Origin of the sequence: Streptomyces ovatisporus (assembly GCF_042653885.1) — a bacterium.
GTDB lineage: Bacteria > Actinomycetota > Actinomycetes > Streptomycetales > Streptomycetaceae > Streptomyces > Streptomyces ovatisporus.
The window spans coordinates 24017-40183 of the sequence record NZ_JBHSFH010000018.1 but is presented as its reverse complement, the minus strand read 5'-3'; the positions used below and the strand labels follow the sequence as shown (position 1 = coordinate 40183).

Here is a 16167-nt window from a genome sequence, read left to right as displayed (position 1 = left end):
AGACGTTGCTTGTCCTGCCGGCACCTCCTCTCGCAAACGCAGATGTACTGACTGAGGCGTCGACCGAAGGCGGCGGATGGCTCTTCAGTGGTGCCGTCGGGGCGCACTCAACGCGGCAGATGTGTCGCACGCGTGGGGCCCACTGGATGTACCGGGGTAACGATCACTCCGGTGATCTGGGGTTCTTGCGCTGGTTGGCGTGGAAGCGCGCCTTCTTCTGACGATTCCCGCACGTGTTCATGTCGCACCATTTGCGGGTGCGGCTCTGGCTGGTGTCGAAGAAGGCGGCCCGGCAGGTCGGCGATGCGCACAAGGCCAATTTTCCGTCTCGTTCGCCTGCGATGATGCTGATCGCGTCGGCGGCGATCACGCCGAGGGCATCTTCCACGCAGGAAGCCGGGTTGAGCCGCCATCGCCGCTCACCCTCGGGCGTCAGGATGGCCGCGGCCCGACCCTGAGCGCTGCAGTCGTTGATGACTTGGACAGCAGACGCAGGGAGAGCGTCCTGGATCGCGGCCGCTGTCGCGGCGGCGTGAATCGACTCCCTCAGTTCCCGGGCGAGTTCGAGCTGGGCGGCGGTGCAGGAGTCCACGGCGAGGCCGTTCACTGCCAGCCAGTCGACGAGTCGGTGCGGCGCGGGAATCCGCTCCACTGCATCGCCATGACGCTCCGTGAGAGTCGCCGTGAAGCTGGTCGCCAGCACGGTGCCGAGGCGGAAGTCGGGGAACTCGGCGCTCATGGAACCACCTTAGCAGGTTCCATGTTGGCAGGAAGGCATGGTAGAACCGCCTTAGCCGGTTCGCGGTGGGTCGGGGCCGGTTTCCGCGATGGCCAGGAGGTCTCATGTCCCGTCCGACCAGCGACGTGCAAGCATTTGAAGCCCACACAACTGACGCCGACCTCGACGATCTGCGCGTGCGACTGGCCGCGGCGCGGCTGCCGGAGGCCGAGACGGTCCATCGCGCCGCGCCCGGCCCTCGCCGGTGGGAACAGGGCGTTCCTCTCGCCGACCTCGTCGATGTCGTGAACTACTGGCGCACCGGGTACAAGTGGAGGTCGTTCGAAGCGCGCCTCGACCGGATCGGCCAGTTCCGCACGACCGTCGACGGTCTGGGAATCCACTTCCTGCACCGCCGATCCGCGCGCGCAGATGCCACTCCTCTGATCTTGACGCACGGCTGGCCGGGCAGCATTGCTGAGTTCATCGATGTAGTGGACGAACTGGCAGATCCGAAAGATGCAGACGCGCCACCGTTCCACGTCGTGGTCCCGTCGCTACCTGGCTTCGGTTACAGCGACAAGCCGGCCACCACCGGGTGGGGAACCGAAAAGATCGCGGCGGCATGGGTGGAACTGATGGGAAGGCTCGGCTACAGCAAGTTCGCAGCCCACGGCGGCGACTGGGGAGGTAATATCACCACAGTTCTCGGCGGCAGGTTCCCGGCCCACGTTCTCGGCATTCACACAACGTTCGCGGAGGCGCCGCCCGGGTTGACAACGGACGGGCTGACGGCGGCCGAGCGCAAATGGACCGAGGAGACCCGCGATTTCTGGCGCCACCGTGCGGCGTACGCGAAGCAGCAGGCGACCCGACCGCAGACCGTCGGCTACTCGCTCGTCGACTCACCGGTCGGGCTTCTCGCCTGGATCCTCGACAAGTTCGCCGAGTGGTCGGACACCGAAGACAGCCCGTTCGAGACGATTTCCATGGACAGGGTTCTTGACGACGTCACCCTGTATTGGCTTACGCGGACCGGCGCATCGGCGGCCCGGATCTACTACGAAAGCCACAACTCGCTCGATCCCGAACTTCGGGTCGACGTCCCGTCGGCGGTCACCATGTATCCCCGCGACATCGAGAAGTGTCCGCGGCCCTGGGTGCAGGCACGGTACCGACAGATCGTCCGATGGAGGTCCCCCGAAACCGGGGGACATTTCCCGTCGCTGGAGGTTCCCGAGTATTTCGTCAAAGATCTGCAAGAGGGCCTCGCGGCAGCGCTGGCGGCGAATCGGTGATCACGGCCGGGTAGCACTCGGTCACCGCCTGATCCGGCTCGAGGCGTTGGCTTCGCGTGACGTGGACTGTTGGCCGATCTTCTCCCCTTTCCGGTGGATTCGTTGCAGGGATCTCCTTTACCCCGTATGTACCCGCATCGTCTGTATCCAGAAAGTCGAACGCTGCGACTGATGGATGGGCCCGAAGGGAGTTTGGATGAGTGACGACCGGAGTCTGGACCGTGCGACAACGCGCTTTCTGCACTATCTGAGTACTCAGAATGGTGATTGGAAGCAGAGCGCCAGCAGGGACGTGAATATCGACGTGCGCTCGATTCGGATGAGCGAATCACCCCACGTGCCATTCGATGATGAACGAGCCCGACAGGTAGCGGATTCCTGGGGGTTCGAGATCGTTGACAAAGTGAAGATCTCCAGTCGCTATTACTGGAAGGTCCGCCGCACGGATGCTCCGTCCGTAGACATCATCGGCGGCCCCAGACGGGATCTCGTGCGCGCGAACCCGAAGGCGCGGGAAGAAGCCAAGCAGGTTCTGCAGGAGACGGGCGTAGACGTTCTCGATCCGGCCGAGTGTTACCGGATCGAAGAGGAGGCGAGCAAGCAGCAGGCTTCGGCTGTCACTGGAGCGTGGAACGTCTCTTGCCTTGGAGCGCTGGCGATGGTGTTCGGCGGCTTCGGCGCCATGTTTTTCACAACGTTCCCTGTGTCCATCCCGCTGCTTGTCCTCGCAGTCGTTTCTCTAGTCGGGATGATTCGCTCCAACGCCTCAAGGGCGCGCAACAAAGGGAAATTCAAGGAAAAGCACCTTTCGAATGCCGAAGCCATCCGGCGGGTGGTACACGTAGCAGAAGAAGACCTGCTCGCAGGCTGGCGGCCGAGTGGGCTCTCGAACTAGGGGACGCAGCATCGTGGCGCCCGTTTCCGGCCACGCCATTTTGGTCTTCGGGCACGGTCCCAGGTCCGGCCGGTCACCGCTCAGTGAGCGGAGCACGAAAGAGCCCACGGCGGGAGCCCCGGTGGAACCGGCAGGAGCGGCGGGTTCGATCGCCGGGTCGTAAGCATTCTGCCGGGCGGATTTCATTCCTGTCCGCGATGGCCGCCGAGGTCCATGAGAAACGCGGGCGCCGTGAAAGGCCGTTGATTGCGGGGTTCCTGCGGCGGCGTCATTGGTGGATGCCGGTGGCGGTGCGTCTCAGACCGTGATCGGAGTTCGGGTCGCGGCTCCGCAGCCCGTTCTCCGGGGAGTCCCCGAGGCTCGATCCTGAACTCGGGGAAGCGCCGCTCACCTGCGCTTTCACGACGGTCGGCCGCATGCCGAGAATCGGAGCAATTTCCTCCGCTTAGGGGCGGGCACTGGCGATATCACTTCGCGGCCCGACGGGAAGTCCCTGCTCCGCAAGTGGTCCCGACGGCGGCTCGGACTTCCTGCTGAGAGGAGCTTGACGGACCGCAAAGCTGCTGCAAGACTCACTGCGATTTCCAACGCCACCGGAGGCGCGGGCTCGTGACAGCCATTCGTGACAGCGTTTCCGCTGTGCGTTGTTTCAGATTCCTGGCGGCCGGCAATGCCGCTTCCGCATATGGCGTCTATCTTAATCTCGTCGCTTTCAATCTATTCGTCTACGAGGTCACGGACAGCGCGTTACAGACCGGCCTCGTCATGGCGGTCCGCCTCCTCGTCGGCCTGATAGGCGGAGTGCTCGCGGGGAGGCTCGCGGCGCGTCTCGATCTGAAACGCATGATGATCACAGCCGAGACGACTCAAGCCCTCGGCCTGATCAGCCTGGTGGTGTTTCACCGTTTCACGGGCGACTGGCTGCTGTACGCCTTCGTGGTCGTCGCGGGCCTGTGCTCCAATTCCAGCGCGGTCGCCCTGCGCACCGCGGTGCCGGCCATGGTCGGGGCCGACAAGCGCGTGTGGGCCAACGGCCTGCTGGCCGGCTGCCGTTCGGTCGCGATGGTCGCCGGTTTCGCTTCGGCCGGGGTCGTCGTCTCCCTGTTCGGGCACACGGCCGCGTTCCTCATGGCCGCCGGTACGTTCGCGCTCTCTGCCGCGAACCTCGCCTGGCTCCCGCTCCGTACGCGTACGGAATCCGAGGAGGCCGGGACCGTCGAGCACGAGTCCTCCGCGCCGGGAGCAGCCGGCGCGGAGGACGAACGGCCCACGCGGGCAAGGCGCATGGCGGCGCTCGCCCTCGGAGGTCTCCCCCCGCTGGTGCTGATGCTCGTCGCGGTCAGGGCGGTGGACGGGTTCGGCTCCTCGGCCCACAACGTCGGTATGCCGATCCAGTCCCGTGCCCTGGACCCCGACGACCCGGCCGTGTTCATGAGCCAGTTCTGGACGACGTGGGCCATCGGCAACCTGATCGCGCAGCGGCTGACGACGCGGTACGCCGAGCGGCGAGGCGCCCCCTCGGACACGGCCTTCGCGGTCGGCGTCATGGTGATGTCGGCGGCCTTCATCCTCGCCTTCGCCGGGCTTCCGGCCGTGCTGGCCCTCCCCGTGATCGTGCTTGCCGGCATGGCCGACGGGTTCACCGAGAACGCATTCGTCTCGCGCCTGCAGACGCTCCCCGAGAAGCGCCGGGCGGCGGCCTTCGGCCTGGCCGCCACGACGGAGAACACGGCCTTCGGCCTCGGAATGGTCATCAGCGCCTCGCTGCTCGAACGCTTCTCGCCCTTCGGGGTGGTGGGAGCCATGCACGGTGCCGCACTCGTGCTCGGACTGGGCTTCCTGCTCGTACGCCGGCGCCTGGCGGCCGCGTCGCGCGAGGCCGTACGGGGAGCTGCGGACGCCGCGCCGGAGAGTAAGCGGGAGGTCAACCAATGACTGTCTCAGTGGACGGCCGGATAGCGGTCGTCGGTATCGCGCTGCGGATGCCGGCTGCCGGTACGACGGGTGAGTACTGGCGCACCATTCGCTCGGGACGTTCGCACATCCGCCGCTTCTCCGCGGAGGAGCTGGAAGCCGCGGGGGTCGAACCCGCTCTGGCCCGCTCTCGTGACTTCGTCGGGGCCACGGCCCCGCTCGCGGGGATCACGGAGTTCGACGCGCCGTTCTTCTCGATGAGCGGCCGGGAGGCGGCGCTGACGGACCCGCAGCACCGGATGTTCATGGAGTGCTGCCACCACGCACTGGAGGACGCCGGATACGCAGGCGACCAGAGCGGGATCCGGACGGGCGTGTACGCGAGCAGCGGCTTCCACCTCTATCCGTTCCGGTCCTACCTGCACAGCAACGCGCTCGAAAGCCTCGACAGCAGCTTCGTCTCCGGCCTGCACCGCACAGTCGGCGGCTACACCGACTTCATGGCCACCCGCACCGCCTTCCGCCTCGGCCTGACGGGCCCGGCCCTCGGCCTCCAGAGCGCCTGCTCCAGTTCACTGGTGGCGGTGCACCTGGCGCGCCAGGCGCTGCTGACCGACGACGTGGATCTCGCCGTCGCGGGTGCCGCGGCCGTCCACGTGCCGCAGATCACGGGCTATGCGTACGCGCGGGGCTCCGTGCTCTCGCGCACCGGCCGGTGCCGTCCCTTCGACGCCTCGGCCGACGGCACCGTGGGAGGCAACGGTGTGGCCGCCGTCGTACTGAAGCGGCTGGACCGCGCCCTCGCCGACGGCGACTCCGTACACGCCGTGATCCTGGGCAGCGCCGTCAACAACGACGGCAGAACGAAACAGCACTTCACCGCACCGTCGGACAAGGGGCAGCGGGATGTCGTACGACGGGCTCTCGCGGCCGCGGAGGTGTCGGCGGGGTCGGTCGGCTACGTGGAGACGCACGGCACCGGTACCTACAAGGGCGACCCCATCGAATTCGCCGCGCTCACCCGGGCGTTCGCCGAGGACACCGACCGCACCGGCTACTGCGCGCTCGGCTCCGTGAAGGCCAACATCGGCCATCTGGACGTGTGTTCAGGGCTGGCAGGGCTGATCAAGGCCGTACTGGTGGTGCGGCACGGAACCGTTCCGCCGCTGGCCGGATTCGACGCCGCCAATCCCCTTCTCGCCCTGGAGACCAGTCCGTTCTACCTGCCCACCGGGTTGAGCCGATGGCCGGAGGATCTGTTCCCGCGCAGGGCGGCGGTCACCTCTCTGGGCGTCGGCGGCACCAACGTGCACATGGTCGTCGAGGAGGCTCCCCGCCGCGGCCGTACCTCGGCGGCCGGCGGACGCGGGGTCGCCGCGGATCGCACGCCCACGCTGCTGCCGGTCTCGGGACTCGGACGGAAGGCGCTGCTGGCAGCGGCAACCCGCCTGCGCCGGCACCTCGCCCTCAACCCGGCGGCGCGCCCGGAGGACCTGATGACGACCCAGGCTCTGGGCCGCCGTCATCTGCGCCACCGCCTCGTGGTGTTCGGGGAGACCCGTGCCGAACTGGCCCGTTCCCTCGACGACTTCATCAGCTCGGAGCAGGAGCAGGAGCAGGAGCAGGCGCAGGAACAGGAACAGGAGCAGAGGGAGGCGGCCGGACGCACGCCCGGTCGCCGCCGGTGGACCGAGGGCGTGGTGCCCCGGACCCGACTCGCCCCGGTGGGCTGGATGTTCAGCGGCCAGGGCGACAACCGCCCTGACATGGCAGCGGAGTTGTACGAGCGCTTCGCACCGGTCCGCGGGACGCTGGACACCTGCGAGGAAGTGTTCAGGGACGAGTACGGGCGGTCGCTGCTCGCCCAGTTGACGGGCACCGGCTCGGCGGCGGGCGGGGCGGCACGGCCGGTGCCGGAGGACCGGCAGACGGCGCTCTTCGCTCTGCAGGCGGCACAGTGCGAGCTGTGGCGGGAGCTGCGCGGAGAACCCTCGGCCGTCGCGGGCCACAGCGTGGGCGAGTACGGAGCTCTGTACGCGGCCGGAGCGCTGTCCCTGGAGGACGGTCTGCGCATCACGGCCGAACGGGGCCGGCTGATGGAGGCGGGTTGCGCCGACGGCCGCATGCTCGCGGTCTTCGCCGGTCACGAGGCCGTCTCCCGCGTGCTCGCCGAGTGCCGCGGCCTCGACCTGGCCGCGGTGAACGGAGAGCGGCATCACGTGGTGGCCGGTCCGGCGGAGGCAGTCGGACGGGCTGCCGGTCTCCTGGCCGCCCGGTCCGTGCGCGTCCACCAACTCGCCGTCGACCGCGCGTTCCACAGCCACCTCGTCGAGCCGGTTCTCGACGAACTCGAGGCACTGGCCGCACGTCTCCAGCTCCGGCCCACGCGGCTGCCCTACGTCAGCGCGGTGGACGGTGCGGTCCGGCCCGAGCACTGGGTGCCGGACGCGGCGTACCTGCGCAGGCAGGCACGGGAAGCGGTGCGGTTCGACCGCGTCCTGGAGCAGCTCACAGGGATGGGCTGCACGCTCCTCCAGGAGCTGGGGCCCGGTTCCGTGCTGAGCGGCCTCGCCGCACGTGCCGAGCCGGCGGCGACGGCGCTGCCCACCGTGCGGGCCGGGGGAGGGCTGACGCCCCTGTGGACGGCGATGGCGGAGCTGCACTGCCGTGGCTATGCGCTCGGCTGGCGGGAGGCAGTCGGATGGAGCGGTGGCCGGCGGGTGCCGATGCCGGGCTATCCGTTCCAGCGCAAGTCCTACTGGACTGGACCCGAGCTCGTCGAGAGCCCGGGTGAGAAGAAGGCCGACGAAGACGAAGGGGGCTCCGTGATGACGAGGCCGGAAGAGGAAGCACTGGCTCAGGTGATACGGCTGACGGCCGACCATCTCGGCCTCGACGAGGCCGAGTGCGAGGCGGAGGTACCGTTCTTCGACCTGGGGGCCGACTCGCTGCGGATGATCAATCTGCTGCAGGACATCGAGCACCTCTACGGCGTGAAGGTCGCCGTGCGCGAGCTCTTCGAGGGGGTCGACACGCCCCTGCTGCTGGCCCGGCTGGTGGCCCGGCGCACTGCAGGCGAGCCCCGGACGCCGGCGGAGGCGGCAGCGTCGCCCGCGAGCGGGACGGCCCCGGTCCGCGAGGCCGCTCCCGTACACCTTCCGGCGCCGGCCCAGGCCCCGGCTCCCGGCGAGGACTTGCGGGCGGCTCCCCGGCCCGCGCCGGAGGGCGGCCCGGCACCGAACGTCCCCGAACAGGCCGCCGCCGGCGCCGTGACGGGGCTCGCAGCGCCGCCCGCCGGTGGCGAGGGTCCTTTCGCGACGCAGGCGTCGCTCGACGCCCTCACCGCCCAGGTGAACCAACTCGTCGAGATCCAGATGCAGTTGATGCAGCAGGTGTCGGAGCTGCTCGCCGCCGGACTGCAGGCACCGTCGGACGGCCGGACCGCGGGTCTGGTGGCCCGATGAGCGCTTCCGGCAGTGCGGACCTGACGCAACTCACCGCTCTGGCAGCGAAGATCACCAGCCAGATCGCACAGTTCAAGGGAACGGAACTGGAGCACACGGGACCTGCCGCCGTTCCGCCGGGGAACGGCCCTGTGGAGCGCGTCGCCCGCGCGCATCCGGAACCTGCCGCCTCGGAACCCGCTGCCCCGGAACCCGCTGCCCCGGACCCCGCCGCCCCGGAATCCGCCGCCCCGGAATCCCGCCATGCCGGTGGAGCGCAGGTCCACGGCCCGCGCGTGACGGTCTCGCGTGACTCGTCGATGACGTCAGCGGTGCCCGGGTCGCGCCGGCATCTCGATGATCTGATCGAGCGGTTCACGGCCCGCACCGCCCGCTCCAAGGCACTCGCCCGCCGTTACCGGCCGGTGCTCGCCGACAGCCGTGCGACCGTCGGTTTCCGCAACTCCACCAAGGAGATGCTCTATCCGCTCGCCGGGCAGCACGCGAAGGGCGCCCGGCTGACGGACGTCGACGGCAACGAGTACGTCGACATCACCATGGGGTTCGGCACGCTGCTCTTCGGGCACGAGCCGGATTTCCTCACCGAGGCGGTACGCGAACACCTCTCCCGCGGACTGCGGCTCGGCCCGCGGAGCCCCGAGACGGGCGAGGCGGCGGAGCTCCTGACGGGTATGACCGGCATGGAGCGCGTGGCCTTCGCGACGTCCGGCACGGAGGCCAACGCCTCCGCCTTCCGCCTGGCCCGCGCCGCAACGGGACGCTCCAAGATCGTTGTATTCCACGGGGCTTACCACGGGCACGCCGACGCCACTCTCGGCCGCAGTGTCGGCAGGGGCCCGGACCGTCGCACCGTTCCGCTGTCGCCGGGAGTCCCCACGAGCGCCATGGCCGACCTGATCGTGCTGGACTACGGGGCTCCGGAGAGTCTCGACGTCATCGCCGAGCACGCCCATGAGATAGCGGCGGTGGCGGTCGAACCGGTGCAGAGCCGCAACCCCTCGCTCCGGCCTGTGGAGTTCGTGCGGGAGCTGCGTGAGCTGACCAGCCGCACGGGCATCGTCCTGCTCTTCGACGAGATGCTCACCGGGCTGCGCCCGCATCCCCGTGGTGCGCAGGACCTCTACGGCGTCGTGCCGGATCTCGCCACCTACGGAAAGCTGCTGGGCGGGGGTTTCCCCGTCGGCGCTGTCGCCGGCAGGGCCGACCTCATGGACGGAGTCGACGGCGGGCAGTGGCAGTACGGCGACGACAGCCACCCGGAGCGTGAGACGACGTTCTTCGGCGGCACGTACCTCCAGCACCCGTTGGCGATGACCGCGGCCTGTGCCGTCCTGCGGCGTCTGAGCGAACAGGACGGCGAGGTCCAGCGCGGCCTCAACTTCCGTACCGGGCAACTCACCGACAGCCTCAACCGCTTCTTCGAGGACGAGGAGTTCCCGCTCAGGGCTGTCCGCTACGGCTCAATGTTCCGCTTCGAGCACCGCGCCGACCTCGAACTCCTCTACCACCACCTGGTGCTGCGAGGCGTCTACGTCTGGGAGTGGCGGAACTTCTTCCTGTCCACCGCGCACTCGGACGACGACGTCGCTTTCGTCGAGGAGGCGGTCACCGATTCCCTGCGGGAACTGCGCGGTGCGGGCTTCTTCCCGCGCCGAAGGGCGGCGCGTACCCCGGCACGGACGAACCCCGCCTCCCCGCCGGCGAAACCCCGGCCGCGGACCGCACCCGAGGTGAGCCTCTACTTCTTCGGCGACTACCCGGAGCAGGAATCCGCCGCCGACGCCTACGACACGATCTCGGAGGCCGCCCGCTTCGCGGACCGGCAGGGCTTCCACGCCCTCTGGCTGCCCGAGCGCCACTTCCACTCTTTCGGCGGCGTCTTCCCCAACCCGTCGGTGCTTGCTGCCGCGTTGGCACGGGAGACCGGACAGATCCGGATCAACGCCGGTTCCGTCGTGCTCCCGCTGCACGATCCGGTCAGGGTCGCCGAGGAGTGGTCCGTGGTGGACAACCTCTCCCGCGGCAGGGTCGGACTGGGCTGCGCCGGCGGCTGGAACGCCCGCGACTTCGTCTTCTTCCCCGAACGCTTCGGCGCCCACCGGGACTTGATGTACGAACAGGTCGCGGACGTGCGGGCGTTGTGGAGCGGCCGGGGTCTGCGGAGGAAGACCGGCGCCGACGAGACGGACGTCCGGATCTTTCCCCGCCCCGTCCAGCCGGAACTTCCGATGTACACGGCGATCGTCGGCAACCCCGAGTCGTACGAGAAGGCCGGCCACCACGATCTGGGCGTCGTCACCAACCTCATGGGCCAGAGCCCGGAGCAGCTGGCCGAGAACATCGCGCTCTACCGGCGTGCCCGTGCCGAGCGTGATCTGGACCCGGACGCGGGCAGGGTGGCCGTGCTGCTGCACACCTACCTCGCGGAGAACCATGCGGAGGCCCGTGCCACCGCGTACAAGCCGCTGTTCCGCTACATGCGTTCGTCGCTCTCGCTCTTCGGGCAGATGACGAGCAGCCTCGGCCGGCGCATCGACCTGGCCTCGCTCAGCGAGGACGATCTCGACGCCCTCTTCGGCCGGGCCTACGACCGGTACTGCGACCAGCGGGCGCTCATCGGCAGCCCGCAGCAGTGCCTGCCGGTCGTGGACGCCCTTCGTGAGGCCGGCGTCGACGAGGTCGCCGCCCTGCTCGACTTCGGGCTGTCGCCGAAGGCACTCCTCGACGGGCTGCCCCGTCTGGACGCCCTGCGGCAGTCGCTGCACGGCGGGCCGGAGACCGCTGCCGGGGAGGCGGACACCGTGCCCTCCGTCACCGTCGCCCGCCCCGCCGCGTCCGGGGACGCCCCCGCCTGCGGAGACCGGCACCCGGCCGGCGAGTCCGCCGCCGACGAGCCGTCCCGGGGGTCCGCCGCCGACGAGCCGTCCGGCGGCCGGCCCTCCGGGGGCGAACCGGCCGACAAGCCTTCGGCCGACGGGATTTCGGAAGGTGCTCCGCTCTCTCCCGGCCAGCGCCGCATCTGGATCCTGGAGCAGCTGCTGCCCGGCCGCTCCGCGTACAACGAACCCGCGGCGATCCCCCTCGACGGCCCCCTCGACACGGACGCACTGCGCGAGGCACTGGGAAGCCTGACCGAGCGCCATGAAGTGCTGCGCACCGTCTTCCGCACGGCGGCGGGCGAGCCCGTGCAGTACGTCCTGCCGCACTCCACGCCTGAACTCCCCGTCGTCGACTGCTCGGGGAGCACCGAAGCAGCAGCGGTACGTGAAGCCCTGGCCGCCGAGAGCGAACGGCGCTTCGACCTCGAACGCGGTCCCCTCTTCCACGCCCGTCTGCTGCGGCTGGCCGATCAGAGGCACGTGCTCGTCCTCTCCTTCCATCACATCGTGGTCGACGGGGTCTCCGCCGGAATCGTCACGCGCGACCTGTCGGCCCTCTACCGGGCCGCACAGTCCGGCACCCGAGCGGATCTGCCCGAACTCCCCTTCACCTACCGGGAGATCAGCCGCCGGCAGGCCGCTGCCGCGCAGACGGGGCAGGCCCACGACGAGGACCTCGCCTACTGGAAGGAGGCACTGCGCGGGGAACTGCCGGTGCTCGACCTCCCGGCGGACCGGCCGCGTCCGCGGAGGCCCTCCGCGCGCGGCCGCTCCCTGCACCGGACCCTCGCGCCCGAACTCGTCGCCGGGCTGCGGAAGTCGAGCCGCAGCGCCCGGGCCACGCTGTTCATGACCCTCCTGTCGGGGTATGCGGCGATGCTCCGCGAGGTCAGCGGCCAGGAGGACATCGTCATCGGCACGCCGATCTCCGACCGCCCCGAAGGCACCCACGACCTGGTGGGCTTCTTCGTCAACACCCTCGCCCTGCGCCTGGATCTGAGCGGGTCCCCCACTTTCCGGGAGCTCCTCGAACGCGTGAGAAGCACGACGCTCGACGCGTACGACCACTCCGGGACGCCCTTCGACACAGTCGTCAACGCGGTCTCACCACCCAGGGAGGACACGTCCCGCACACCCGTCTTCCAGGTCATGGCCGAGTACGAGAGCGGACCGCCGTTCCTCCTCGACCTTCCGGGCGTCACCGCACGTCCCGCGGCCGTCGGCGCGGACAAGGCGCTGGTGGACCTGACGGTGTACTTCTCCGTGACCGGCGACGGCGTCGGGTGCCGCTTCGAGTACAGCAGCGATCTCTTCGACGAGGCGACGGTCGCGGACTTCGCCGAACGGTTCGAGCGGATCCTCCGCGCAGCCGCGGCAGATCCATCGGTGCGGCCGGCCGCCCCTCGCACGGAGGGCTCCGCGGAGGGGACCGCCCGGCCGGTCGAGGAGACGACGGTGCACGAACTCTTCGCCAGGCAGGTCCGCCAGGACCCCACGCGGCCCGCCGTCACGGCGCCGGACTGCTCGCTCAGCTACGGCGAACTCGACGCACGCGCGGAACGCCTCGCGGGCGTGATACGCGGGCTGCCCGTGGACTCCCGTCCGCCGGTCGCGCTGTGGCTGCCGCGGTCCGCCGGATTCGTCGTCGCCATGCTCGCCGTGCTCAAGGCCGGACGCCCCTGTCTTCCGCTGGACCCCGCGCTCGGCCCGCAGCGTGTCGCCGACGTCCTGACGGACAGCGGGGCCGGGATCGTCCTCACGAGCGGGGACGCGCCCGCGCTGCCGCCGCTGCCCGAGGGCGTCACCGTGCTGGATCCCGCCGCCGCGGCAGCGGATGGGGCGGCCACCTCCGACCCGGCCGACCACTCGGGCAACTCGGCGTCTCCCGGCGGGACTTCACAGACCTGCTGTTTGATCTACACCTCCGGCTCCGAGGGCACGCCGAAGGGCATCGAGCTCAGCCACCGTGGACTCGTGAACCTCGTGCAGTGGCATCACAGCCGTTTCGGCACCAGCCCGGACACCCGCTCCGCCGTCGTGTGCAGCCAGAGCTTCGACGCGTCACTGCTGGAGATCTGGCCCGTTCTGGCGGCGGGCGGCAGCGTGGTCGTCGCCGGCGAGGAGGTGCGGCTCGATCCCAAGGCCCTGAGCCGCTGGTACGAACGGGAGGGGATCACCTTCACCATGCTCCCCACGGCGCTCGCCGAGGAGCTGCTGGCCCTCCCCCCGGGGCAGCAGCCGCCGCTGCGGCACCTGGTCTGCGGCGGTGAGCAGCTGACGCGGCGCCCGCACGCCGACGCGCCGTACGAGACGGTGAACGTCTACGGTCCGTCGGAGGTCACCGTCCTGGCCACCGCCCATACCGTCCCGGCCGCTCCCGCGGACGGCGACGACCGGCCGATCCCCCTCGGGCACCCGATCGACAACACCCGGCTGGACGTCCTGGACAGCGAGGGCAGGCCCGTTCCCCGCGGCACCGTCGGGGAGCTGCACATCAGCGGACCGGGGGTGGCGCTCGGCTACCACCGTGATCCGGAACGGACCTCGGACCGGTTCGTCCCCACCACCGGGGGAATCCGCTACCGCACCGGCGACCTCGTGGAGTGGGGCCCGGAGGGAGCGCTGGTCTTCCGCGGGCGTGTCGACGACCAAGTCAAGATCAGCGGCTTTCGGGTGGAGCCCGCCGAACCGGACCGCGCACTGCGTGAGCTTCCCGGCGTTCGGAACGCAGCCGTGGTGGCCCGCCGCGACCCGCAGCGCGGCCACCGGCTGGTCGGCTACGTCGTGCCGGAGGGCGGTGGCTGCGCAGACGAACCGATGTATCTGGCGGAGCTGGAGAAGCAGTTGGCCGCGAGGCTTCCGCATTACATGGTTCCCCGCGAGTGGGCGGTGCTGCCGAAGCTCCCGCTGAACGTGAACGGCAAGCTGGACCGCTCCGCCCTGCCGCCGGGCACGGTGCCGGCTCTGGCGCCACCGCCTCCGGATGCCCGCGGGGCGGGCGCGAGCGGCCCCGACGTCGAAGCGACGCTGCGGAAGCTGTGGGCGGACGCCCTCGGCGCGGACACCGAACACCTCGCTGACGACGTCTCGTTCTTCTCCGTCGGCGGCGACTCCCTCAGTGCGATCCGACTGGTGGGCCGGGCCGGGGAGGAGTTCGCCACCGACTACCCGGTGGTGCGCTTCTTCGAAGAGCCCACACTCAGGGCGATGACCGTCCACCTCGCGGGCGAACCCGACTCCGGCGCGCGTGTGCGGGGGGAAGTATGACGCTCTCGGAGAACTGTTCGCTGGAGGCCCTCCTGGCGTACGTCGCAAGGGAGGACATCCGGCTCGGCGCGAGCGGCGGGACCCTGCGCTACGACGCGCCCGCGCACCGCGCCGGGCCGCTGCTGGAGGCGGCACTGCGGCGTCACAAGCCGGCACTCCTGGCCCGTCTCGCGGATGCTCCCGACCGGGCCGGCGAAGGCGGCGACGCCGACGCGGTCGGCGATGCCGATGCCGATGCCGGCGCCGATGCCGATGCCGGCGCCGATACCGGTGCCGCCGGCGAGACCGTCGAGGAACGCGCACCGGCCAGCCGGGAGCAGTCCGGCATGGTGATGCGGCATGAGCAGAGCAAGGAGCCGCAGGTATGGAACGTCGCACTGAGACTGCGGTTCGAAGGCTCCCTGGACGAACGGGCGCTGCGGAGCGCGCTGCAGGAGCTGATTCACCGGCACCATGCGCTGCGCAGCCGGTACGTGTGGGACTACGAAGCTGGCGGCTCCGGCGGTACCGCCGGCTCCGGCACAGTCGACAGAACGGCGAAGTCCGAACGGGAGTTGTGGCAGGAGGTGCTGGCGCCCCGTCCGGTGCCCCTGCCGGTCGAGGACTTGCGCGACCTTTCCCCGCCTGAACGCGAGGAACGGCTCGATGCCGCGTGCGACCGCGTCGCGCAGACGCCCTTCGACGTCGCACGAGGCGTGCAGCCTCGTATCAGGCTCCTCCGCACGGGAGACGAGAGCCGCACGCTCATGCTCGTCCTGCACCACATCTCCTGCGACGGGTGGAGCGTGAGCGTCCTGCTCCGGGAACTGAGCACGCTGTACCGCAACGAGGCAGGCCACCGTCCCCTTCAGCCGCTCCCGCCGCCCACCTCGCAGTGCACCGAATACGCGCGGCGGCAGGCGAGTTCGTCAATGTCGGAGGCGGAGCACCGTCGCCGGCTGGACTTCTGGGCGGAACGGCTGGCGGGCTGCCGGGCGGACAGCGGACTGCCCGCCGACCACCCACGTCCCACCGTGCTGTCCGGCCGGGGCGCGACGGCTCACGCCGTCGTGCCGGCCGAACTCTTCCAGGCGTTGCAGCGTTTCGCCCGCGAGACCGGGACCACACCGTTCGCCGTGATGCTCGCGGTCCTCGGCCGGCTGCTTCACCGCCGCAGCGGCCAGGGGGATTACGTGCTGAGCACTGCGTATGCCAACCGCGCACATCCCAGCACGGACACGCTCGTCACGTGCACCGCCGGCGTTCTGACTCTCCGGCTGCGCATGGACGGGGACGAGGAACTGACCGAGCTGTGCCGTCAGGTGACGGCGGGTCTCGCGGGAGGCATCGCCCACTTCCTCCCGTACGCGCAGATCAAGGAGGGCCTGTCCCGGCAGCACGGCATCGAACTGCCCGGCAGCATCCCCCTGGGTGCGACGTACCAGAATTCGGTCGACCTGAGCGTCGAACTCCCGGGCGTCAGCACCGTCGTCACCGACCAGACCGGCTTGACGGCCCGCCGCGACTGCAGCTTCAGCATCCTCCCGTGCCCTGACGGCACAGCCGAGATCCACACCGAGTACTCGACGGACCTGTACCGGCCCGAAACCGTGGACGGCTGGCTCACCGAGTATGTCGGCATGGTGGACGCCATGGTGCCGGGAGACCGGACGCTCGGGTCCTCGGGTGCCGTGCCGGCAGCGCTCTGACCCCCGGCCCCCGGGGCGACGGCTCCGCTTCGGCAGACACACCC

The 16167-nt window shown here is 70.0% G+C and carries 7 protein-coding genes; 6 read left to right on the top strand and 1 reads right to left on the bottom strand.

The window, feature by feature from the left end:
• Positions 1-163 precede the first annotated feature (163 nt).
• Positions 164-739, bottom strand: coding sequence for a CGNR zinc finger domain-containing protein (locus ACFPA8_RS26875; protein WP_386452704.1), 576 nt, complete (start codon positions 737-739; stop codon positions 164-166).
• A 104-nt stretch (positions 740-843) separates the two neighbouring features.
• On the opposite strand from ACFPA8_RS26875, the gene ACFPA8_RS26870 reads away from it, so the two are divergent.
• The 6 genes from ACFPA8_RS26870 (at position 844) to ACFPA8_RS26845 (ending at position 16123) form a co-directional block, all read left to right on the top strand.
• A complete protein-coding gene (locus ACFPA8_RS26870; RefSeq protein WP_386452702.1) occupies positions 844-2016 on the top strand; it encodes an epoxide hydrolase family protein in 1173 nt (390 codons plus the stop codon).
• Between the two features lie 196 nt (positions 2017-2212).
• Positions 2213-2911, top strand: coding sequence for a hypothetical protein (locus ACFPA8_RS26865; protein ID WP_386452700.1), 699 nt, complete (start codon positions 2213-2215; stop codon positions 2909-2911).
• A 639-nt stretch (positions 2912-3550) separates the two neighbouring features.
• The gene (locus tag ACFPA8_RS26860) at positions 3551-4846 is read left to right on the top strand and encodes an MFS transporter (RefSeq protein ID WP_386452698.1); all 1296 of its coding nucleotides are present in this window, start codon (positions 3551-3553) and stop codon (positions 4844-4846) included.
• The gene (locus tag ACFPA8_RS26855) at positions 4843-8289 is read left to right on the top strand and encodes a type I polyketide synthase (protein WP_386452697.1); all 3447 of its coding nucleotides are present in this window, start codon (positions 4843-4845) and stop codon (positions 8287-8289) included. Before ACFPA8_RS26860 ends, ACFPA8_RS26855 begins: the two co-directional genes overlap by 4 nt.
• Complete coding sequence (locus ACFPA8_RS26850; protein WP_386452696.1) at positions 8286-14435, top strand: MupA/Atu3671 family FMN-dependent luciferase-like monooxygenase; 6150 nt, start codon at positions 8286-8288, stop codon at positions 14433-14435. Before ACFPA8_RS26855 ends, ACFPA8_RS26850 begins: the two co-directional genes overlap by 4 nt.
• Positions 14432-16123, top strand: a complete 1692-nt coding sequence (locus ACFPA8_RS26845; RefSeq protein WP_386452694.1) for a condensation domain-containing protein — start codon at positions 14432-14434, stop codon at positions 16121-16123. The genes ACFPA8_RS26850 and ACFPA8_RS26845 overlap by 4 nt, the downstream gene beginning before the upstream one ends.
• Positions 16124-16167: the final 44 nt, after the last annotated feature.